Source organism: Actinosynnema sp. CA-299493, from assembly GCF_050946825.1.
GTDB lineage: Bacteria > Actinomycetota > Actinomycetes > Mycobacteriales > Pseudonocardiaceae > Actinosynnema.
This window is the reverse complement of the sequence record NZ_CP191993.1, coordinates 2,003,866-2,025,183: the sequence shown is the minus strand read 5'-3', so window position 1 is coordinate 2,025,183 and position 21,318 is coordinate 2,003,866. Positions and strand designations below refer to the sequence as shown.

Here is a 21,318-nt window from a genome sequence, read left to right as displayed (position 1 = left end):
TGGAGCGGGTTACCGGGCGCGCTTGACCCGCGTCTCGTCCCACACCGGCTCGTCCACCTCGACCACCTCGCCGTCGGACCGGAACAGCAGGAACCGGTCGAAGCCGCGGGCGAACCAGCGGTCGTGGGTGACCGCGACGACGGTGCCGGTGAAGCCCTCCAGCGCGTCCTGCAACGCCTCGGCCGAGTTCAGGTCGAGGTTGTCGGTCGGCTCGTCCAGCAGCAGCAGCGTGGCGCCGGACAGCTCCAGCAACAGCACCTGGAACCGCGCCTGCTGACCGCCGGACAGCGTCTCGAACCGCTGGTCGCCCTGCTTGCCGAGGCCGTAGCGGCTCAGCACGGCCATCGCCGCGCCCCGGTCGAGCCCCTTGCGACCGCCCTCGCCGTGCCACAGGACGTCGACCAGCGTGCGGCCGATCCACTCGGGGTGCTGGTGGGTCTGCGCGAACAGGCCCGGCACCACCCGCGCACCGAGGCGGCACACGCCCGTGTGCGCGACGTCGCCGCCGCCGAGCAGCCGCAGGAAGTGGCTCTTGCCCGAACCGTTCGACCCGAGCACGGCCACCCGGTCCTCGAAGAAGACCTCGACGTCGAACGGCTTCATCAGCCCGGTCAGTTCGAGGTTCTCCACGGTGATCGCCCGCACGCCCGTGCGACCGCCGCGCAGGCGGGGCGTCACCTTCTCGTCCGTCGGCAGCTCCGGCGGCGGGCCCGCTTCCTCGAACTTCTCCAGCTTGGCCCGCATGACCCGGTACTTCGCCGCCATCACCTCGCTGATCCTGGCCTGGATCTGGAGCGTGCGGACGAGCTCCTTGAGGTGGTCGTGCTCCTCGTTCCACCGGCGGTGCAGCTCGGCGAGGCGGTCGATGCGGGCCGCGCGGGCGGCGTGCCAGGTGCCGAACGAGCCCGGGTGCGTCCACGCCGAGTGCGCCTCCACCGTGACGACGTGCGTCGCGGCGATGTCGAGCAGCTCCCGGTCGTGGCTGACCAGCAGCACGGCCTTGCCGGTCTCGCGCAGCCGGTCCTCCAGCCACCGCTTGCCCGGCACGTCGAGGTAGTTGTCCGGCTCGTCCAGCAGCAGCACCTGCTCCGGGCCGCGCAGCAGCGCTTCGAGCACCAGCCGCTTCTGCTCGCCGCCGGACAGCGTGCGGACCTCGCGGAACCGGGCCCGGTCGAACGGCACGCCGAGCGCGGCGACGGTGACCGTGTCCCACAGCACCTCGGCGTCGTAGCCGCCGACCTCGCCCCACGCGGTGATCGCGTCGGCGTAGCGCATCTGGGTCGGCTCGTCGTCGGTCTCCATGAGCTGGAGCTCGACCTCGTCCAGCGCCCGGGCGGCGACGCGCAGCGGCGCGGGGGACGCGGCCAGCAGCAGGTCGCGGACGGTGCTCTCGTCGCGGACCGAGCCGACGAACTGCGGCATCACGCCGAGGCCGCCCTGCACGCGGACGCTGCCCGCGGTGGGCGTCAGCTCGTTCGACAGGATTCTCAGCAGCGTCGTCTTGCCGACGCCGTTCGCGCCGACCAGGGCGACCACGCTGTTCGTGCCGACCTTGAACGACACGTCGCGGAACAGCTCGCGTCCGTCGGGCAGTCGGAAGGCGAGGCCGTTGGCGTCCAGGAATCCCACCCGCGCATGGTCGGGCATCGCCGCCGCGGATGGCCAGCGGATTAGGCCGGATCCGCGAAGTGTGACGCGACTCCCTCTCACGGGGAGTCCGGGGGTCGAGCCTCACGGCATGGCTGGGCGCAGTGGTGGCGATGAGCTCGCTGCGGCTGGAAGGGCGCCGGCCCGCTCGTGCGGAACCCCCGCGCGTCACCGCGGGCGGTCCCGGCTCACCGCCAGCTGTAGCCGCGCATCAGCATCAGGAGCGCGCCGAATCCCAGCGACGCCAGGGCGGGGCCGAACGCCCCGAGGACCAGCAGCAGCACGCCCAGACCACCGAACGTGGCGACGAGGGCGTAGCTGAGCACGGGGTGCCGGGGTTTCCCGGCGACGAGCGCCGAGGCGAGGCCCGGCTCCTCGTCCGCGAGTCTGGTCTCGATCTCACTGAGGGTGCGGCGTTCCGCTTCGCTCATCACCGCCGGTGGATACCCGGCGCCCCCACCGCAAAACCACCCCTGAACGGGGGTTTAGCAGCCAAGATCACCGTGAGAGGGCCACCAGCCGCGATACCGCCCGCAGGTACTTCTTGCGGTAGCCGCCACGCAGCATCTCGGCGGTGAACAGCTCCGAGAGGGGCTCCCCGGACACCGCCACCGGGATGTCCCGGTCGTAGAGCCGGTCGCCGAGCGCCACGAGCCGCAGCGCCACCGCCTGGTCTGGCGCGGGCCGGACGTGGCGCAGGTGCACCGCGGTCACCCCGTCCACCAGCCGGCCGTAGCTCGACGGGTGGATCCGGGCCAGCGCGCCGCACAGGTCGGCGAAGTCGTCCAACGTGCTGCCGGGCGTGCTCCGGGACTTGGCCACGAGGTCCTCGTCGGCCATCGGCGGCGGCGCGTCGGGCAGGCCGCGGTGGCGGTAGTCGGGGCCGTCGACCCGGACCACGGTGAACTTCGCCGACATCGACTGGATCTCGCGCAGGAAGTCGGCGGCGGCGAACCGGCCCTCGCCCAGCTTGTCCGGCAGCGTGTTCGACGTGGCCGCGACCGACACGCCCGCCGCCGTCAGCTCCTTGATCAGGCGGGTGACCAGCATCGTGTCGCCCGGGTCGTCCAGCTCGAACTCGTCGATCGCGAGGAGCTTGTGCGACGACAGGCGGCGCACCGTCTCGGCGAAGCCCAGCGCGCCGACGAGGTTGGTCAGCTCGACGAACGTGCCGTAGGCCTTGGGACCGGGCACGGCGTGCCACACCGACGCCAGCAGGTGGGTCTTGCCGACGCCGAACCCGCCGTCGAGGTAGAGACCGGGCTTGGCGTCGTCGGCGCCCGACCGCTTGAACAGCCGGCCCAGCACGCCCCGGTCGCCGCCCTCGGAGACGCGTTCGGCGAACTCGCGGCCCGCCCGGACCGCCGCGGCCTGGCTCGGCTCGTCCGGGTTGGGCAGGTAGGTGTCGAAGCGGACCGCGTCGAAGCGGGGCGGTGGGACCATCGCATCCACCAGCTCGGCCGCGGCGACGTGGGGCAGGCGGTCGGACAGGCGCGGCGGGGCGGACATGCCGGGATCGTAACGGCGTGCTGGGATGTGGCGGTGCGGATGTTGTGGCCACCACGTGACGGCGAGCTCACCGACGAGGACCTGGAACGGCTCTACGACTACCCCGACGGGCTCGACCGGCCCTGGGTGCAGGTGAACTTCGTGTCCAGCGTGGACGGTGCGGTCTCGGTGGCCGGGCGGTCCGGCGGGCTGGGCAACGACGCCGACCGCCGGGTGTTCATGCTCGGCCGCGACCTGTGCGACGTGGTGCTCGTCGGCGCGGGCACGGCCCTGGTCGAGGGCTACCAGGGCGTGAAGGCGGGCGAGGTGCGCGCGACCCGGCGGGCCAGGCTGGGTCTCGCGCCCGTGCCGCCGATCGCCGTGGTGACCGGGCGGTGCTCGGTCGAGCCGACGTCCGCGCTGGTGACCGGCACGGTCGTGCCGCCGATCATCCTCACCACGCGGGCCGCGCCCCGGGACCGGCGTGACGCGCTGGCGGCGGCGGGCGCGGACGTGGTCGTCGCCGGCGAGGAGACCGTGGTCATGGACCTGGCGCTGGCGGCGTTGCGCGAGCGCGGGTTGCTCCGGGTCGACTGCGAGGGCGGGCCGAAGGTGTTCGGCGCGCTGATCGACGCGGACCTGGTCGACGTGCTGTGCGTGACGTTCTCGCCGCTGCTCGCGAGCGGCGACGCCGGTCGGATCTCGAACGGGCCGCTGCCGCCGGCGCCCCGGTCGATGGAGCTGGCGTCGGTGCTGCACCAGGACGGCGCCCTCCTCCTGCGGTACCGCAAGGTGACCCCTGATCCGGTGACGTCGGGCACATCCTCGCCCTGATCCCGATACGGTCCGCATCCGAACGTGCACGCACCGATTCGGAGAGGATCCGCCGTGGCGCAGAGCACCGCCGCCAAGCCGGAGGTCGGCACCTCCCGGCCGGCCGAGGACACCGAGCAGGGCAGGACCACGATCGCGTCGTCGGTCGTGCAGAAGGTCGCGGGCATCGCGGCGCGGGAGATCTCCGGCGTGCACGCGCTGGGCGGCGGCGTGTCGCGGGCGTTCGGCGCCCTGCGCGAGCGGATCCCGGGCGCGGGCACCGCGGACACCGCCGGCGTCGCGGTCGAGGTCGGCGAGAAGCAGGCCGCGGTCGACCTGGACATCGTGGTCGAGTACGGCGTGAGCATCGTCGACCTGGCGCGGGCCGTGCGGCGCAACGTGATCGGCTCGGTGGAGCGGACCACCGGCCTGGAGGTCATCGAGGTCAACATCGCGGTCAACGACATCCACCTGCCCGACGAGAACGAGGAACCCGGGCCGACGGGCTCGCGGGTCGAGTGACGCACGTGGCGGAGGACGTCGAGGCGGCGTTGCTGGCCCACCCCGAGGTGGCGCGGCTGGACGGCGCGTTCGCCTCCTACCTGCCGGGACGGCGCGTGCTCGGCGTCCGGGTCGGCACGCGGGTGGAGGTGGCGGTGGTGCTGCGGACCGGCCGGCCGATCGGCGAGGTGGTGCCGGAGCTGCGGGCGCGCGTGACGCGGGTGGCCGGCGACGCGCCGGTGGACGTGGTCGTGGCCGACCTGGAGTGGGAGGGCCGATGAGCGCGACGCAGACGGGCCTGCTCTCGGGGCTGGTCCTCGGCTTGGCGGCGACCAGCGGGTTCACCGCCTTCCTGGTGACCCTGGCGGTCGGCGTGATCGGCCTGGTCGTGGGCCGGGTCCTCGACGGCGAGCTCGACCTCGGCGACCTGCTCGGCCGGGGCCGCGACAAGTGACCGAGGCGCGGGGCTCGCTCGAAATTCACCCGACCGTGGTGCGGAAGGTGGCGGCGCACGCCGTCCGGCTCGTGCCCGGCGCGGAGCCGAGCGCGGCGGTCAAGGTCGGCGAGGTCGGCGACGAGCTGGAGCTCGGGGTGAAGCTGGCGTTGCGCTACCCGTCGCCCGTGCGCACAGCCGCCGCGGACGTGCGGCGGCACGTCACCGAGGAGGTCGAGCGGATCACCGGCTACCGGGTCCGGTCGGTGGCCGTGACGGTGTCCGCGCTGCTCGCCGAGACCCGGTCGAGGGTGGTGTAGGTGCGGGTCCTGCTGCGGGTGCTGTCGCCGTTGCTCGGGTCGGCGTTGGCCGCCGCCGGCGCCCTGCTGGTCGTCGCGGTCGCCCGGCACTGGTCCGGGCGGGGGTGGCCGACGTGGCCGGACTGGTCCTGGGTGGACCGGCCGGTCCTCGTGATCGGCGCCTGCGTGGTTGTCGGTGGGCTGTTCCTGCTGGTCGTGGCGTCACGGGCGGGGGTGCCGCTGGTGCCGCTGGACGATCCGGCCGACGGCGTGCGGGTGGCGACCACGCCGATGTCGCTGGCCCGCGTGGTCGGGCACCGGGTGCGGGCGGAGGACGGCGTGGCGGACGTGTCGGTCACCGCGTCGCGGCGCAGGGTGCGGGTCCGGGCGACCAGCCGCCTGCACGACGAGGCGTCGTTGCGGCCGAGGCTGCTGGAGGTGGCCCGGTCCGCGGTGGACGACCTGCCGCTGTCCGTGCGGCCGAAGGTGTCGGTCGTCGTCATCTCGCCGAAGGACCGCGCCATCCCGCCGGGAAACCCCACCGCAACACCCGACGACCGCGCTCCCTCGCCGGACGCCTTGGTCACCACGCCGGACGACCGCGCCGCCTCGCCGAAGGACCCCGCCGCCACGCCCGACGAGAGCGCTCCCTCGCCGAAGGACGGAGTTCCCCTGCCGAAGGACCCCGCCGCCCCGCCGGAGGACCGACCGTGAACCGCTCCAACCGCACCGAGCGCGTGATGGCCGCGGTGCTGGGCGTGCTCGCCCTGCTGGTCGGCGGCGCGGCCGTCGTGCTGCACCGCTTCGACGTCGACCGGCCGGTGCTGGACCCGGTCGTGCTCGACTGGGCCCGGCGGCACCTGCTGCCCGTCCGACTGGGGCTGATCGCGCTCGGCCTGCTGGCCCTGGTCCTCGGGCTGCGGTGGGCGTGGCGCGCGATCCGCCCCGAACGGCACCCGGACCTGCTGCTGGACGACGTGGTCGTCACGGCCAAGGCGCTGGCGGCGGCGGTGCGCGCGGACGCCGAGCAGGTGCACGGCGTGGACGGCGCGAAGGTGTCCGTGGTGGGCAGGCCCGCGCTGCGGCTGCGGCTGACCCTGCGCCACGGCGCGGACGTGAACCGGGTGTGGCGGGAGCTGGACGGTCGGGTGCTGTCGCGGGCGCGGGCCGCGCTCGGCGTGGAGGTCCTCCCGACCGCCGTGCGGCTCGATCTGGCCAAGAGGGAGCGCCAACGCGTGCATCGGGCCGGTTCACCCGGCAGGATGATCGGGTGGCGCTCCCGTTGACCCCTCCCGTGCAGCCGATGCTGGCGACCTCGGTGGACAAGATCCCGACCGGCGCGGACCTCGTGTTCGAGCCCAAGTGGGACGGCTACCGCTGCCTGGTCTTCCGCGACGGCGACGAGGTGTTCCTCCAGTCGCGCAGCGGCAAGCCGCTCAACCGGTACTTCCCGGAGGTGGAGGCCGCGCTGCGGCGCACCCTGCCGCAGCGGATCGTGGTCGACGGCGAGCTCGTCGTGGCCAAGGACGACAAGCTGGACTTCGACGCGCTGTCCGAGCGGATCCACCCGGCGGAGAGCCGCGTGCGGCTGCTGGCGGAGCAGACGCCGGCGAGCTTCGTGGCGTTCGACGTGCTGGCCCTGGGCGACGAGCTGCTGCTGGAGCGGCCGTGCACGGAGCGCCGGTCCACGTTGGAGGGCCTGATCACGCCCGGCGACGGCCTCTACCTCACCCCCGCGACCACCGACGGCGACCTGGCGGCGCAGTGGTTCGACCTGTTCGAGGGCGCGGGCCTGGACGGCGTCATGGGCAAGCCCGCCGACGGCGAGTACACGCCGGGCAAGCGCTCCATGATCAAGGTCAAGCACGCCCGCACCGCCGAGTGCGTGGTGGCCGGGCTGCGCTGGCACAAGGACACCGACCCGGGCACGGCGGTCGGCTCCCTGCTGCTGGGCCTGCACGACGACGCGGGCATCCTGCACCACGTCGGCGTCGTGGGCTCGTTCAAGGCGGCCGAGCGCCGGGCGCTGGCCGAGGAGTTCAAGGACCTGATCACCACGGGTGACCACCCGTGGCTGGTGGAGCCCGACGGCCGCCGGCTGCCCGGCGAGATCAACCGGTGGCGCGGCAAGCACGCCGACTGGGTGCCGTTGCGGCCGGAACGCGTGCTGGAGATCGCGTACTCGCAGACCGAGGGCGGCGCGCCCGCCCGGCTGCGGCACAACGGCCAGTTCCGGCGCTGGCGGCCCGACCGCGAACCGGCGTCGTGCGGCTACGACCAGCTCGACCAGCCCGCGCGCTACGACGTGGAATCCGTGCTGCGAGGCGAAGTTCGCCCCGCGTGACGGCTCGGGTGAGTACCGTGGTGAGCTGTGGCCGAAGTCGCTGACGTGGACGCGCTCATCCGGGAGTTGGACGATCGCATGCGGCACGACTGCCGCCGGTTGTCGATGTGGCGGGTCGTGCACCGCACGACCGGGCTGTCCTACACCGTGGTGCTGATCTTCGTGCCCGCCGTGCTCGCGGTGGGCTTCACCTCGTCGGAAACGGCGCTGGGCAAGGTGCTGCTGCTCATGGCGGCGGTGGTGGGCGGGCTGAACGTCACGTTCCGGCCCTACCTGCACAGCTTGAAGCGGCGCAGCGCCGTGAACACCGTGCGGCGGCTGCGCGACGAGTTCCGCGCCGACGTGGCCGGCACCGTGGAGGGCGAGCTGCTGGCCGTCTACCGCAGGTACGCGGCGGCCTACGCGACGATCTTCGAGGAGCGCGGCGGCGAACTGGTCGACGGGCGGCTCAGCGTCGAGGAACCGCCGTCCGATCCGCCGCCCAAGTCCCGGTCCTGAAGCCGGCGCCGCTCACCCGAACCCGCTCGCACGAGCCTGCTCACACGTCCGGTTTGGCGGTCCGGGTCGCGCCGACCGACGCCAGCACCACGCAGAACACCGCGACCCACTGCGCCGGGTGCAGCGCCTCGTGCAGCAGGACCAACCCGGCCAGCGCCGCGACCGCCGGCTCCAGGCTCATCAGGATGCCGAACACGCGCGGCGGGATCTTGCGCAACGCCTCCAGCTCCAACGAGTACGGGATCACCGACGACAGCAGCGCCACCGCGCCGCCCGCGATGAGCACCACCGGGTCGAGCAGCGCCGCGCCCGCCTCGGCCACGCCGAACGGCAGCGCCACGGCCGCACCGACCACCATCGCCAGCGCCAGGCCCTTGCCGTCGGACGTGCGGCTGCCCAGCGCCGCGGTCAACAGGATGTAACCGGCCCAGCACGCGCCGGCGCCCGCCGCGAACAGCACGCCGGGCAGCGCCAAGCCGCCGTCGACCCTGGTCAGCAGCAGCACGCCGGCCGCCGCGAGCAGCGCCCACACGCCGTCCAACCAGCGCCGCGAGCCGATGACGGCCACCGCCAGCGGGCCGAGGAACTCGATGGTCACCGCCGCGCCGAGCGGGATGTGCTTGATCGCCTGGTAGAAGCTCAGGTTCATCGCGCCGAGCACCAGCCCGTAGCCGAGGACCACCGCGTACGTCCGGCGGTCCAGCCGCAGCGACGGCCGCCACACCAGCAGCAGGATGACGGCGGCCAGCACGAGCCGCAGCGTCACCGTGCCCGCCGCGCCGGCCATGGTGAACAGCTGCTTGGCCACGGCGGCGCCGACCTGCACGCTGACCACGCCCAACAGCACGAGGGCGGGCGGTGGTATCGCGCCGAACGCCTTGGCGGCGATCGTGACCGGCCCCGAGCGGTCGAGCTTGCGTTCGGGGATGCCTTCGACGTGCACGGTGACCACGCCGACATCCTCCCCCAGCCCGCTCACCGAAGTCTCACCTGGACTGTGTGAGGCTCTGCACGAACCCATCGGGAGACCAACGCCGTGGGAGAGAGCGAGGGGACCGCTGTGCCGCGTCGGCGTCACGCCGCTTCGATCTTGGTGGCTCTGAGCGCGCTGGCCGCGTGCAGCGCGGGTCCGTCGACCCGGCCGGTGATCGCCGTGCACGGCGACGGCGAGCAGCCGTCGTCCGCCACCGTCCCGTCCGGCCCCCGTGAGGTCCCGCCGCTGGAGAGCTACGAGACGCCCGGATTGTCCTGGTCGTCGTGCACGGACTCGGCTCGTGCCCGGATGGGCGCTTCGGCGCCGGCAGGCCCCTGGGAGTACGAGTGCTCCCAGCTCACCGTGCGGCTGGACGTGCCGAGCCGTCCCGGGCGGGGCAACCTCGGCCTGTCGCTGCTGCGCGTGGGCACGGGCGGCAGTCCGCTGGTGGTGGTCGGCGAGGCGGGTGGCGAGCCCGGGACGTTGAAGGCGGCGCGGCTGGCGGCGAGCCTGCCCGCGACGGTGCTGAGCACGTTCACGCTGATCGGCGTCGACCGGCGGGGCACCGGCGAGTCGGACCCCGTGCAGTGCGTGCCGGACGCGGCGCGGGTCGGGATCGTGGAGGCCGACCCGGGCGCGGAGACGAACGAGGACCTGGTCGACGCGTACACGTTGGCGAGTCGCGAGTGCGTGCTCGACATGGAGAACCGGTTGCCCGCGGTGGACTCGTGGCGCGCGTCGGCCGACCTGGAGCAGCTGCGCGAGGCGATGGGCGTGCCGCACCTCAACGCCGTCGGCTTCGGTGAGGGTTCGCGGGTGCTGACGTTGTACGCGTCGCGGTTCCCCGACCGGATCGGGCGGATGGTGTTCGACGGGGCGCCGGACCCGACGTTGGACGCGACGGCCGTGGCGCAGACCCGGGCGGTGGCGGCGGACGAGACGTTCTCGGCGTTCCAGAAGGACTGCGTGGTCCGCGGGTGCCCGCTGGGCGCGGGTGCGACGGACCGGTACGAGGCGTTGCTGGACGCGTTGCGGGACAAGCCGTTGCGCGGTGGTGACTTCGACCTCACGCCCGGGACCGCCACGGAGGCCGTGCTGGCGGGCTTGGCGGACCGGTCGCGGTGGGGCGCGCTGGCCGAGGCGATCGTGGCGGCGGAGGGTGGCGACGGCGCCAAGCTGGGCGCGTTCATCGAGCCGCTGCTGCTGGAGCAGGACGAGGACCCTCCGCGCATCGACGCCGGGATCATCACTGCTTGTAACGACACGACGAACCGCGTGCCACCCGAACGGGTGGCCGGTTTGACGGCGGACTGGCGCACCAAGCATCCCCTGTTCGGCGCCTACTACGCCCGCACGCTGCTGGCCTGCGGCCCGTTCCCGGTGCCCCAGGCGGTGAAGGTACCGAAGCTCGTGGGTGCGCCGCCGATGCTCGTGCTGACCACGGCCGCCGACCCCATCACGCCGCGCGAGGGCGGGGAGCGTGCGGCACAGGCACTGCCGGCCGGGGTCGTGGTGGGGTGGCAGGGCGGTGGGCACGGAGCACTCGGCCAGTCGGCGTGCGCGACGAGGGCGGCGGAGGAGTTCTTGGTGAACGCGAAGGTGCCGTCCAGCGGCACCGTCTGCCCACCGTGACCTGGGCCGTGGCGCGTCCAGCGCACCTGCGCCAAGCGCGCTAGCCTGCCGCCGGGCCACCCCGTCCAACCCGCGGAGCCCACGCCACAACTGAACACAATCGGGTGATCTTGGCCCAAAAATGTACGGAAACACTGTTCCCGTACCTCGGTTGAAAACCAGCGGACCCGCCGAAACCACCCCCGACCGCCACCACACGAGCCCACACGAAAGCCGGGCGTGCCACGCAGGACCTGCTGAACGGCATGATCCGCTAACCACGGACCCACGCAGGCTCAAGCGCCACCGTGCCGGAGCCGGTGCGCGTAGCAAGATTCGGTCGGCTGCGAGACACGGGCGGGCGACCTGGCGGTTGCGGAGTGCCGGGCAGCGGAAGCATGGCTGCGGCTGGAACTCGGGTGGCAGCCAGGACTTGAGCGACGGCTGAGACTCGGGTGGTGGGCGGGAGTTGAGCGGCAGCGGGGAGTTGAGCGGCGGCTGAGACTTGGGCGGCGGCCGGAACTTGGTGCGAAGTTCCGGCGGCCGGGGAACTCCGTCAGCCCGAGCCCCGGCGCGCTGGGGCGGCCGGGGTCGGGGGGTTGGTGGTGCGGTCCTGCTTGGTGGTGCGGGAGTTAGCAGGTTGAGCAACACCCGCAGCCGGGGCCCGTGCAGCCGGTGCAGCAGCCGCAGCTGCCGAGTTGGGCCTGCTCTGCTGTCGTGATCTCAACAACCATCTTGTGCCTCCGCGGCGTCGAGGGACTTCGTGCGACCGAAGGTATTTCGACCCCACCGTCCGCCCCTACCGCCGGCCAGGGGAAGTACCCTCACCCGATCGCGGAACGCCAATCATCAATACGTTGCAATACGTGTTCTCTCCTGGTCAGCACCCTGCGGCCGGCCTGCTCCCGCCCAGCCGGAGACCTGGCCCCTGGCCGGTGGGCGGCCCGCCCCCTCTGACCGGTTGGCGACCTGGTTCTGATCGGTCAGACCTGGTTACTGACGGGTCAGCCGTTCAGCTCGTCCAGCGCCCGTTGGGCCGCCTCCAGCTCCGCCCGCAGCTGCTCGACCCGGGCGAGGTGGCGTTCGCGGGCCGCGCTCAGGACGCTCTCGACCGCCTCGTCGACCTCCGCGGGTAGCAGCTTCGACACCTGCGACACCGCCGACGCGGCCACCGGCGCGGCCTTCAGCGTGCGCTTCGTGCCCCACTGCACGTCGACCGTCCACTCGCCGTCGACGGTCGAGGTGAGCGTCACCGTCACCTCCGCCGGCTTCGCCTGCTTGCGCGCCGCCGGTCGGCGTTCCGCGGCCGGAGCGGGCGGTGCGGCCGGCGCCGGCGCGGGTCTCGGCTTCGGTGGAGCCGGCGCGGGCGTGTAGATGTGCTCGACCGGGGCAGGAGCCGGAACCGGGGTCTCGGCGGGCGCCGGGGCACGCTTGCGCGGAGCCGGCTTCTCCACGGTCAGCTCGGCGGGCGAGAACGACAGCTCGTCCTTCTCCCCCGTCGGCCGCACCTGGATGAAATCCCCCTCGGCGGGTTCGGTGAACGCCACCACCTTCGCCGACCGCCCGGCCTCCACCCCGACCGCGGCGGAGGTGAACCAGACCGCGGGCGGTCGGCCCGCGGCCAACTCCGCGCGCAGGTGGTCGATGTCCTGCTCGGACAACGAGCTCTGCTTCGCCTTCGCCATCGCCTACCTCCACGACTTGCACAAGATCTGTCGGGGTGCAGCTTGCCCTACGCCACCGACAATCCCGCGAGCTGCCGGTCGTGCGCACGTCCCAGCGACCACTGCGCGACCACCGAACCGACGAGCGCGAGGAGCATGTCCCAGTGCGTGTCCCACACATCGCCTTGCGTGCCAAGGAAGTCCGTCGCCGACTCACCGCCGACCACCGCGCCCGCCCACTCCACGAACTCGTAACCCGCGCTCACCGCCAGGCACGTCGCCGACACGAGGAAGAACGTCCACCGGCCCGGCCGCAGCGGCGTCCGGCGCAACAAGATCTCCCGGACCAGCACCGCGGGCACGAAGCCCTGCACGAAGTGGGCGAACCGGTCGTAGTGGTTGCGGTCGGTCCACAGATCGCCGAAGGGCACCTCGGCGTACGTGTAGTGGCCGCCGAGCGCGAGCACCAGCGCGTGCCCGAAGATCAGCCAGTACGCGAGCGGCGTCAGCGGGAACCGGCGGCGGGTCCACGCCAGCAGGGGCAGCGCGACGAGGATCGGCGCGACCTCCAGCAGCCACGTGACGTAGTCCTTGGGCCGGATGGCCGACACCGCGACCGCCACCACGACGAGTACCGCGAGGGTGACCGGCAGGCGGTCCCTTGGCTGCATCCGCCGATCCTGCCACCACCGGGCCACACCGCGCGCCAGTCCACAGTGGACGAGCGACGGGGACTGATAGTGAGGACGGGCGGCGGAGGACGAGCCCCCGCCGCCCGCGCGTCCCTAGATCGGGTTGCCGTTCGTGCCGCAGATGCGACCCGCGTTCACGCAGTTCCGCACCCGTCGTTCCAGTTCCGGCTGGTCCCACGCGTTCATGAAGTCACCGTGGAAGGTGTACCCCGGCGCGGTGGTCACGTTCACCCCGTTCACCGTCCCGCCCAGCGACAGCCCGCCGCCGTTGACCGGGTAGGTGATCAGGAACTCCAGCCTCGGCAGGACCACGTTGTGCGTGGACGGGCACGACCCGTTCCAGAACACGATGTGGTCCTTGTGGTTGGCGCTGTCGAGGTCCCGGCCGTTCCAGCAGGTCGGGAAGTCCAGGTACGTCTCCAGCTTGGTGCCGGCCGGGCAGTTCATGAAGTCCCGGCTCGACGGCGACTGCGTGGTGCACGACCACCGCGCGGACGGGTTCTGGTCGGGGCTGGTCGCCCGGGCGTTGCCGACGACGTACCTCAGGTCCGGCGGGTACGCGACGGCGCGTTGCATGTCGTGGATGCCCTGGTAGTACACGGTGACGCTCTCCGGCGCGACCGGCTGCCCGTTCTTGTAGAGCGTGGGCACCCAGTAGGCGGACAGGTCGACCACCGGGTCGCACGTGGTGCCCGCCGCTTTGAGCGACGTGTACGTGGACGACGCGTTGGTCGACCGGTTGCCGAAGAACTCGTGCACGTGCGACACGCCGGTCTGGTTGGGGTAGATGATCGGGTCGTTGCCGGACCGGTGGCTCGCGCGGCAGTTGGCGCGGAACTCCGAGGCGGCCTGGATGCCGGCCTGGCCCTCGATGGCCGCGGCCTGGCGCGCGTCCGGTGCGGCCGGGTGGCTGTCGTGGTTGACGGGCCCCGCGCCCGCCGGCTGGTAAGCGACCACCGACCCGATCAGGGCCAGTGCCAGCGCGACGGACGCGGCGCCGATGACACCTCTCAATCTCGCGTTCATCCGATCTCCTCCGTAAGTGGAGCGGGATGCGGCGGCAGGTCTAGGAGCCGAACGTGATCCAGTTGACGTTGACGAAGTCGGCGGGCTGACCGCTGGCGAAGGTGAGGTAGACGTCGTGCTTGCCGGTCAGGCCGGTGGTGTTGGCGGGCACGGTGCGCCAGCTCTGCCAGCCGCCGGTGTTGGCGATGGCGAAGCTGCCGAGCGGTGCGGCGGTCGGGCTGCCGACGCGGATCTCGACCAGGCCGCTCACGCCACCCGCCGCGCCGCTGGCGACCCTGGCGACGAACTGCCGGCCGGTGCGGGAGCCGAAGTCGACGCCCCGGAAGAGCGCCCACTCGCCGTTCGCGAGGCCGGCGATGTTCTGGCCGCCGCCGGTGTCGGTGGTCGTCTCCTTGAACACGCCCTTGTGCTCGTCGTAGGACTCGGCCTGGATGGTGGCGAAGGCGTCCCGGCTGGTCGGCGGAACGGTCGTGGTGGTCGTCGTCGTGGTGGTCGTGGTGGTCGTCGTCGTGGACGTGGTGGTGGTCGTCGACGTCGGGTTCACGCCACCCGAACCGGAGTCCACGCCGCTGCCGGCCGGTCCGCGCCACGCGGTGGACGACGCGGGCACGGACAGGGTCTGCCCGTCGGAGAACGTCACCGTGGCCGTCGTCGTGCCCGGGTTGTAGGCCACGTACGTGCGGGCGCCGTTCTTGCTCAGCACGGCGTGCGTCGGCACGTTCGCGGTGACGGACGTGTCGGGCGTGCCGTAGGTGTTGAGGGACGTGATCCAGTGGTAGGCGTGCGCCCGCGAGTCGCCGTCCTCCGGCGGCAGGCCGGACCCGTAGTTCGCCAGCGCCTGCGCCGGGTCGGCGAGCGCCAGGAACTGGGTGATGACGTCCTTCCACTCGACCTCGGTGCCGCCGTTGTTGGCGCGCAGCTCGGCGACGTTCTGGAGGATGTCGGCCTTGTAGTCGGCGTGGTAGAGCGAGCCGCCGGTGATCGGCAGCATGTTGATGCCGTGGATCTCCTCCGGGTTGGCCGTCCACCACGTGCTGTAGCTGGCGCCCGCGCCCCACACCATGCCGACCGTGCCGTGCTGGAAGGCCGCCGGGAACACCGCGTCGTCCTTGTCGAACCAGTACTGGGCGATCGTGCTCTCCTGCGTGGTGTGCAGGTAGATGCCCGCGTCGCGCAGCGCCGTGTCACCGGTGGCCTGGCCGAACAGCACGGCGGCGGTGGCGAACATCATGCCCTCGGACGAGGACTCCTCGTTGTTGCCGTGGGCGAAGCCGGCGTGGCCGGACGCCCAGCCGTGGCCCGCGTAGGCGTCGAAGTTGCGCAGGAACGGGAAGCGCGTCTCGCCGCGGTCGAAGTTGTTGGCGTCCTTGACCAGCAGCTTGACCATGCCGCCGTAGCGGGAGTCCGCCGCCCAGCCCGGGTCGTGCTGCGCCAGGATCGCCGCGGCCAGCACGTAGTAGCCGTAGTGGAAGTGGTGGTCGTTCAGCTCGGCGTCGGTGCCGTAGGACGCCTTGTAGCCGATCAGCGTGCCCCACGTGGCGTCGTAGGCGAAGTGGTTGCCCGCCTCGCCGGGCGTCGCGGTGAGCCAGTCGGAGAGCCGGTCGCGGACCAGGCCCAGCAGCCGGTCGCGGCCCTCGGCGTAGCCGATCTGGTTGGCCACCCGGGCCAGTGCCGCCAGGCGCCACAACGCCTTGCCGGTCCAGTAGGTGTCGCCCGCGCCCTTCCACGGGTCGGCGGCGTTGAGCTCCTGGTCGATCTCCGAGCGCAGGCGGTTCTTGTCGGCTGCCGAGGACAGGGGTAGCGCGGGCAGGACGCCGTTGAACGTGCTGCGGGTCGTGAACGACGAGCCCTCGCGCACCCTCATCTCACCGCGCGGCGAGGTGTAGCGGTAGGCGGTGAGGGTGTCGGTGGAGTTGAGCCACTGGTGCCGGTAGAGGGCCTGGAGGGTGCCGGTCTGGGTGCCCTGGCGTGCCGTGGTCGTGGCCGTGTAGGTGGCGGTGAGCTGGGCGTTCGCCGAGTTGTAGGTCCAGTTGACCTTGGTGTCGGTGACGAAGGAGAACGCGTAGCGCTGGAACAGGGACAGCGCGTCGCGGCTCGGCAGGACGGCCACGGAGAAGAAGGCTGCCGACGAGGTGGCCTCGGCGGTGCCGACGACGTTCCAGTTGCTCGGCGAGAACAGCGCGTAGTCGCGGCCGTTGATCGTGACGCCGAGGGTGGTGCCGGTGTTGCTCCAGATCGTGGTGGCGCCGTTGAACCCGACCCTGGCCGTGCCGCCGGTGGCTTCCGCGTACACGTACGGCGAGCCGTGGCCGATGGTCGTGCGCAGGGTGCGCGTCCCGTCGGTCCACAGAGGACTCACGGTCCAGTCGGACCAGCCGTCGACCTGGGTGCGCGGCGCGGTGAGGCCGCTGACGCCGACGAACAGGTCGTCTTGGTGCATGAACTCGTAGAACCGGCCGTCGGGGGTGATGTTCGGGCTGGTCGGGTAGCCGACGCCGAGGCCCTGCGCCGCCGCGTGGAACGTCAGCGGGTGGGCGTACATGTTCTCGGAGTAGGGGTTGCCGGGGTAGCGCTGGAAGGCCAGCGACGACCACCAGTCGTTGGTCGGGACCGGCCGGCCGGCCATCCGGGCGGTGACCTTCGGCGTCAGGGGCGCGCCGTTGGCGTCGGACGGGCCGACCGCGCCCGCCGGGCGGGTGGTGGCGTAGCTGCCCGCGCCCACCGTGACGGCGTTGGCCGTTCCGGGTAGGGCGAGGGGGATCGCGGCAGCCGCGGCCACGGCGACCGCGAGGGCCGCCAGGTGGGGGCGGATTGAACGCACAGGGACCTCCAGCAGGGACTCACAGCTTTGTGAGAGCGCTCTCACGCAAGTCAAACGGTAAACCGCAGGTGAGGCGCGTGTCTACGGTTGGCCGCTTCTGACTCTGTCAAGAGCCCGGCTCGCGTGGCCGGCGGCGGCTAGTCCTCGACGCGGAGGCGGTACTCGCAGCCGTACTCGACGGCGTACTGGAGGTCGTAGTGGTGCACGATCTTCGGGCCGCCGTGCAGGTGGACGTGGGTGACCGTCTGCTTCGGGGACTCGGGCGGCTTGGCGTGCGAGTCGACCCGGCCGTCGAGGGGACCGCCGACGAACCGCACCACGTACGCCTGCGTCATCGGCCTGCCTCCCCTTCTCCGGCGTTCTCCGGCGTTGCCCCCCATGGTACGAGAGGACCAGTCGGATCGCGGCTGAACCGCTGTCGGAAACAGCCGGTTGGCGGAAGGTCGGGCGCCGGACCAGCGCTCGGCCACCCCGTCAAACGTCGTCCATCAGGACGTACCCCACCCGCCGGACTCCCCCGCCGCGCGGGCAACGACCCGTCGGCGGATCGCGCCACGTCACCGGCCGGCCCGAGGTGCCCGCACGACGCCTCCACCCCGGGCCGCAACGCGTCGTCAAGCGCTCTTGGTCACCGCCGGCGGGAGGCTCTCGGCGGGAAGGCTAGATCGTCGCGAGGGGTGCGGGCGAGTGGTCGTCGGGCACGTCGTCCACGACCCGCACCGAGCTGTCCTCACCGAGGCCGGCCGAGTCCAGCACCGCCCAGATGCCGTGGGCGACGGCCGCGCGGTCGCGAGCCGCGACGTCGGCGGGCAGGACGATCTCGAGGCGTTGAACGTTCATACCGCCTTACTGTGGCCGTGGACCACCGGCCACGCGAGACCTCCGTCGGATGAACCTGGCCGGTTTCAGTTGCGCTTGCGCGACGGCTGCACGCGGGGCGGCTCGCCGGGCATCTTCGGGTAGTCCGGCGGGTACGGCATGTCGCCCCGGTCGTCGGCCTCGTACCACTCCAGCAGGCGCTCGATGCCGAACGCCTCGTCGTCCAGGGTCGCGTGCGGGTCGCCGTTCTCCTCTAGGTACTTCGGCACGCTGAGGACGTCGAAGTCGTCGGGGTCCACAGTGGACAGCTGGTCCCACGTCACCGGGGTCGACACGGTGGCGCGGGGCGTGCCGCGGACCGACCAGGCGGAGGCGATGGTGCGGTCGCGGGCGGCCTGGTTGAAGTCCAGGAAGACCTTCTCGCCGCGTTCTTCCTTCCACCACGACGTGGTCGCCTGGTCGGGCACGCGCCGTTCCACCTCGCGCGCCAACGCGATCACGGCGTGTCGCACGTCCACGAAGTCCCACTCGGGCCGGATGCGCACGGCCACGTGGATGCCGCGGCCACCGGACGTCTTCGGGTAGCCGGTGAACCCGAGCTCGCCCAGCACCTCCCGCAGCACCAGCGCGACCGCGACCGCGTCCCGGAAGTCGGTGCCCGGCTGGGGGTCGAGGTCGACGCGCAACTCGTCCGGCCGATCGGTGTCCGACCGCCGCACGGGCCACGGGTGGAAGTCGAACGTGCCGAGGTTCGCCGCCCACGCCAGCACGGCCGGCTCGGTCGGGCACACCTCGTCCGCGGGCCGCCCGGACGGGAACTTGATGCGCGCCGTCTCCACCCACTCGGGCGCCCCCTTGGGCAACCGCTTCTGGTAGAACGCCTCCCCGGTCACCCCGTCGACGTACCGCTTCAACGTCGTCGGCCGGTCGCGCAGCACGCGCAGCAGCGGTTCCGCCACGGCCAGGTAGTACTCGACCACCTGGAGCTTGGTGATCCCACGCTCGGGGAAGTAGACCTTGCCCGGGTTGGACACCCGCACCACGCGCTCACCGACGGTTAGTTCCACAGCCTGGGTCGCCACGCGGGCGAGCCTAACAACGCACCACGACACCCGGTTTCCCTCGCTCCGCGAAGGTCACGCCACCGTGGTGGCAACGCGTCGAAACCCGGCTTCGCGCACTCCCGGCAGCCCGACCGGCGCCGCGCTTCTCCAGTAGCGCATTCACCGCATTCGTGCGGAAGTCAACTCCTAGCCCATTAGGATGTAAGTAGTTGAATGAGTCCTGACCCCCGACGGCGCTCCGATACAGTCACGTGCTGACCAGGAGCGCAATCGGGGAGGTTTGTGCCGTGACCGGCAACGGGGGCTCCACGGGCGATGTCGGCCAGTACGCCTTCGAACAGTACCGGCAGCAAAGCGGTGGTGGACTCGTCGGCACGCTCACGCTCGGCTTGAGCGACATCGTCGCCGCTACCAAAGCCCTGGCCGCCGCGAGCGAGGCCCACAGCCTCTCGGTGGATCCGCACGCGGTCGATTCCATGCTGCGCAAACTCACGGAGATGCAGGACGCGCTCGGCAAGGTCCAGCGGAGTGGCCAGGTGCTCACGACGCACACGCCGCTGGGACAGGGATATGCCGAGGCCATCGGCAAGGTCAACAGCACACTCGGTCAGCAGGCGGTGGGCGAAGTCGTTCCGGACGTGATCACGGCGATCGACGCCCTCAAGGAACAGATCGAGAAGAGCCGGGCTTCGTACCGGAACGTCGATGAGGCCAAGGCCCAGACCTTCGACAACCTCTGACAGGACAACACGACTCCCATGAATCGCGCACTCGCCCGCATCTCCGCGGCTTCCGCGGTGGCGTTCGTCATGCTGGTCACGGCGTGCGCCGACCAGTCGGGAACGGCGACCCCGGCGTCCACCACGACCGCCACGACCGCCACCTACGATTCCACGAGCAGTGCCGCGCCGACCGCCAGTGCGCTGGCCGAAGTCAACCCGTGTGATCTGCTCACCGCCGATGAGGCCACGAGCTTGGGATTGACGTCGCCCGGAGAAGCGGACCGGGTCGGTGGAACCGAGAGCTGCGACTGGCAGCAGAGCGGGAATGGCGGTCTGGTCGTCGGCATTCGCCCCACCAGCGGCCTCGGCGACTTGACCTACGACACCGCAAAAGGCCAGCAGATCAATGTCGGCAAGTACGATGCCGTCAGGATCGAAGCCCCTAATGGCGCACAAGCGCTGTGCGACGTGCTGATCGCGGTTTCCGAGTCGTCCAGCGTGCAGGTGGCCGGAAACCTCAAAGGCAACTCCACGGACACCGCCGCCGCGTGTGAGCGCGCTACCAGGGCCGCCGACCTGATCGCGCCCAAGCTGCCCTGAGCTGCCATTCCGACCGCCCCGAGGGGAATGACATGACTCGCGAGAAACCGCAGGTGCCCGAACCGACCGCCGATTACGCCGGACACCGGCACTCGCACATGAAGCAGCAGGTCGAGACGAACTTCAACCCCGGTCTCGCCGGTGAGATCGCCGACGAGTGGAAGTCGATCGGCGCGACGTTCACGCAGTTGGCGGTGGACTTCCAGGTCATCATCACCGGCTCGGAGTCGGGGTGGACCGGGAGCGCCGGGGAGGGCGCCCGAGCCGCGCTGGCGAAGGTCTGCCGGTTCAGCGACCTGACCGGTGATCACTTCACGTCGACCGGCAGCGCGCTGCACAGCCAGGTCAGCGCGGCCTCCGAGGCCAAGGCGCGGATGCCCGAGCCGGTCGAGTACGACCCGGCGAAGATGTTCGCCGACGCCACCGGCCGCGGGAACGTCTTGGAGAAGGTGGTCAACCTCGCCGCCTTGCCGGTGACGATGCCGATGCAGAAGGCCGCGTCGGAGGCCGCGAAGGCCGAGGCCGTCCAGGTGATGCGGTCACGTGACGACGCGATGCGCTCGGCGACCACCACCATGCCGGCGTTCGCCGAGATCCCGACCGTCACCCAGGACCAGGGCACCGCCACCGGCACGTCCCGGACGTCCTCGGTCACCACGAGCACGGTCGACCCCGACGCCCGGTCCAGCACCGCCGACACGCCCGGCGCCGGCCGCACCGACACCAGTCGCACGACGAGCACGTCCTGGGCGGCTCCCCCGACGGTCACCCAGCCCCCTGGCACTCCTCCGGTCATCTCGCCGTCCTCGGCCCGGTCCGCGCCACCCGTCCAGCCGCCCTGGATGGCGCCCGGCCCCAAGCCGCCGACCGGCACGCAGCCGCACGGCAGGCCGGTCTCCCCGCCCGGAGTCCGACCCGGTGGCCGGCCCGGCACTCCCGGCCGCCTGCCCGGACAGGGCGGCGGTCCTGGCGGCACGGGTGGCGCACGCCCTGGCATGCCGGGCGGGATGCCGTCCGGACCCGGTGGTGTGCCCGGCCGTGGGGGTGCGGTCGGGTTCGGTCCGCTGGGCGCAGGCGGGCAGTCCGGCTTCGGTCCCACGGGCACTCCTGGCCAGGCGGGCAGCGCCGTGCAGGGCGGACGCGGCTCGGTGGGGGCGGCAGGTGGCGCGGGGATCGGTGCCGGCGGTCAGGGTGGTCGGGGCGAGGAGGAGCAGGAGCACAAGGCCCGGTACCTGATTCCGACGGACGACCCGTTCCACGACGACGACCGGCTCGTCGCACCACCCACCATCGGCGAATGAGG

General features: G+C 72.1%; 24 protein-coding genes. 13 read left to right on the top strand and 11 right to left on the bottom strand.

The window, feature by feature from the left end; genetic code table 11:
- Positions 1–9: 9 nt before the first annotated feature.
- From ACQPYE_RS09890 to zapE, 3 genes are all read right to left on the bottom strand, one after another.
- The gene (locus ACQPYE_RS09890) at positions 10–1,647 is read right to left on the bottom strand and encodes an ABC-F family ATP-binding cassette domain-containing protein (RefSeq protein ID WP_498720730.1); all 1,638 of its coding nucleotides are present in this window, start codon (positions 1,645–1,647) and stop codon (positions 10–12) included.
- A 188-nt stretch (positions 1,648–1,835) separates the two neighbouring features.
- Positions 1,836–2,078 carry a DUF3040 domain-containing protein gene (locus ACQPYE_RS09885; RefSeq protein ID WP_498720728.1) on the bottom strand — a complete coding sequence of 81 codons (243 nt, stop codon included), beginning with the start codon at positions 2,076–2,078 and terminating at the stop codon, positions 1,836–1,838.
- A 67-nt stretch (positions 2,079–2,145) separates the two neighbouring features.
- Entirely contained in the window at positions 2,146–3,156 is a 1,011-nt protein-coding gene (zapE, locus tag ACQPYE_RS09880; protein WP_498720727.1) for a cell division protein ZapE, read from the bottom strand.
- Positions 3,157–3,195: 39 nt separating this feature from the next.
- Between zapE and ACQPYE_RS09875 the strand changes: the two genes are divergently transcribed.
- From ACQPYE_RS09875 to ACQPYE_RS09835, 9 genes are read left to right on the top strand one after another with little or no spacing between them, the layout of a single operon-like run.
- Positions 3,196–3,969: a pyrimidine reductase family protein gene (locus tag ACQPYE_RS09875; RefSeq protein WP_498722874.1), complete on the top strand. Its 774-nt coding sequence runs from the start codon at positions 3,196–3,198 to the stop codon at positions 3,967–3,969.
- A gap of 54 nt (positions 3,970–4,023) precedes the next feature.
- Positions 4,024–4,470 carry an Asp23/Gls24 family envelope stress response protein gene (locus tag ACQPYE_RS09870; protein WP_498720725.1) on the top strand — a complete coding sequence of 149 codons (447 nt, stop codon included), beginning with the start codon at positions 4,024–4,026 and terminating at the stop codon, positions 4,468–4,470.
- A gap of 5 nt (positions 4,471–4,475) precedes the next feature.
- On the top strand, positions 4,476–4,730 hold the full coding sequence (locus ACQPYE_RS09865; RefSeq protein ID WP_498720723.1) for a hypothetical protein: 255 nt from the start codon (positions 4,476–4,478) through the stop codon (positions 4,728–4,730).
- The gene (locus ACQPYE_RS09860) at positions 4,727–4,903 is read left to right on the top strand and encodes a hypothetical protein (RefSeq protein WP_123743207.1); all 177 of its coding nucleotides are present in this window, start codon (positions 4,727–4,729) and stop codon (positions 4,901–4,903) included. Before ACQPYE_RS09865 ends, ACQPYE_RS09860 begins: the two co-directional genes overlap by 4 nt.
- Positions 4,900–5,202 (top strand): Asp23/Gls24 family envelope stress response protein, encoded by a 303-nt coding sequence (locus tag ACQPYE_RS09855; RefSeq protein WP_498720722.1) that lies wholly within the window; start codon positions 4,900–4,902, stop codon positions 5,200–5,202. Before ACQPYE_RS09860 ends, ACQPYE_RS09855 begins: the two co-directional genes overlap by 4 nt.
- On the top strand, positions 5,203–5,895 hold the full coding sequence (locus ACQPYE_RS09850) for a DUF6286 domain-containing protein (RefSeq protein WP_498720720.1): 693 nt from the start codon (positions 5,203–5,205) through the stop codon (positions 5,893–5,895).
- Positions 5,892–6,467 (top strand): alkaline shock response membrane anchor protein AmaP, encoded by a 576-nt coding sequence (locus ACQPYE_RS09845; RefSeq protein ID WP_498720718.1) that lies wholly within the window; start codon positions 5,892–5,894, stop codon positions 6,465–6,467. Before ACQPYE_RS09850 ends, ACQPYE_RS09845 begins: the two co-directional genes overlap by 4 nt.
- The gene (locus ACQPYE_RS09840) at positions 6,452–7,525 is read left to right on the top strand and encodes an ATP-dependent DNA ligase (protein ID WP_498720716.1); all 1,074 of its coding nucleotides are present in this window, start codon (positions 6,452–6,454) and stop codon (positions 7,523–7,525) included. The genes ACQPYE_RS09845 and ACQPYE_RS09840 overlap by 16 nt, the downstream gene beginning before the upstream one ends.
- Positions 7,526–7,552: 27 nt before the next feature.
- Entirely contained in the window at positions 7,553–8,023 is a 471-nt protein-coding gene (locus ACQPYE_RS09835) for a hypothetical protein (RefSeq protein WP_498720715.1), read from the top strand.
- A 40-nt stretch (positions 8,024–8,063) separates the two neighbouring features.
- On the opposite strand, the gene ACQPYE_RS09830 is transcribed toward ACQPYE_RS09835, so the two are convergent.
- Entirely contained in the window at positions 8,064–8,951 is an 888-nt protein-coding gene (locus ACQPYE_RS09830) for an EamA family transporter (RefSeq protein WP_498722873.1), read from the bottom strand.
- A 165-nt stretch (positions 8,952–9,116) separates the two neighbouring features.
- Between ACQPYE_RS09830 and ACQPYE_RS09825 the strand changes: the two genes are divergently transcribed.
- Positions 9,117–10,628, top strand: a complete 1,512-nt coding sequence (locus ACQPYE_RS09825; RefSeq protein ID WP_498720713.1) for an alpha/beta fold hydrolase — start codon at positions 9,117–9,119, stop codon at positions 10,626–10,628.
- A gap of 983 nt (positions 10,629–11,611) precedes the next feature.
- Here the strand turns inward: ACQPYE_RS09825 and ACQPYE_RS09820 are convergent.
- The 7 genes from ACQPYE_RS09820 to ligD form a co-directional block, all read right to left on the bottom strand.
- Positions 11,612–12,292, bottom strand: a complete 681-nt coding sequence (locus tag ACQPYE_RS09820; RefSeq protein WP_498720712.1) for a DUF6319 family protein — start codon at positions 12,290–12,292, stop codon at positions 11,612–11,614.
- 47 nt (positions 12,293–12,339) lie between these two features.
- A complete protein-coding gene (locus tag ACQPYE_RS09815) occupies positions 12,340–12,942 on the bottom strand; it encodes a DUF2238 domain-containing protein (protein ID WP_498720711.1) in 603 nt (200 codons plus the stop codon).
- Between the two features lie 114 nt (positions 12,943–13,056).
- Entirely contained in the window at positions 13,057–13,989 is a 933-nt protein-coding gene (locus ACQPYE_RS09810; RefSeq protein ID WP_498720710.1) for a DUF1996 domain-containing protein, read from the bottom strand.
- Between the two features lie 40 nt (positions 13,990–14,029).
- The gene (locus tag ACQPYE_RS09805) at positions 14,030–16,810 is read right to left on the bottom strand and encodes a glycosyl hydrolase (protein ID WP_498720709.1); all 2,781 of its coding nucleotides are present in this window, start codon (positions 16,808–16,810) and stop codon (positions 14,030–14,032) included.
- Positions 16,811–16,947: 137 nt separating this feature from the next.
- Positions 16,948–17,145 carry a DUF8847 domain-containing protein gene (locus ACQPYE_RS09800; protein WP_123743217.1) on the bottom strand — a complete coding sequence of 66 codons (198 nt, stop codon included), beginning with the start codon at positions 17,143–17,145 and terminating at the stop codon, positions 16,948–16,950.
- A gap of 325 nt (positions 17,146–17,470) precedes the next feature.
- On the bottom strand, positions 17,471–17,650 hold the full coding sequence (locus tag ACQPYE_RS09795) for a hypothetical protein (protein ID WP_498720707.1): 180 nt from the start codon (positions 17,648–17,650) through the stop codon (positions 17,471–17,473).
- A gap of 65 nt (positions 17,651–17,715) precedes the next feature.
- Positions 17,716–18,711 carry a non-homologous end-joining DNA ligase gene (ligD, locus tag ACQPYE_RS09790; RefSeq protein ID WP_498720706.1) on the bottom strand — a complete coding sequence of 332 codons (996 nt, stop codon included), beginning with the start codon at positions 18,709–18,711 and terminating at the stop codon, positions 17,716–17,718.
- 269 nt (positions 18,712–18,980) lie between these two features.
- Between ligD and ACQPYE_RS09785 the strand changes: the two genes are divergently transcribed.
- From ACQPYE_RS09785 to ACQPYE_RS09775, 3 genes are read left to right on the top strand one after another with little or no spacing between them, the layout of a single operon-like run.
- Complete coding sequence (locus ACQPYE_RS09785; RefSeq protein ID WP_498720705.1) at positions 18,981–19,433, top strand: hypothetical protein; 453 nt, start codon at positions 18,981–18,983, stop codon at positions 19,431–19,433.
- An 18-nt stretch (positions 19,434–19,451) separates the two neighbouring features.
- Positions 19,452–20,015, top strand: coding sequence for a DUF3558 domain-containing protein (locus ACQPYE_RS09780; protein WP_498720704.1), 564 nt, complete (start codon positions 19,452–19,454; stop codon positions 20,013–20,015).
- Positions 20,016–20,047: 32 nt separating this feature from the next.
- The gene (locus tag ACQPYE_RS09775; RefSeq protein WP_498720703.1) at positions 20,048–21,316 is read left to right on the top strand and encodes a hypothetical protein; all 1,269 of its coding nucleotides are present in this window, start codon (positions 20,048–20,050) and stop codon (positions 21,314–21,316) included.
- The last annotated feature ends 2 nt before the right edge of the window (positions 21,317–21,318 follow it).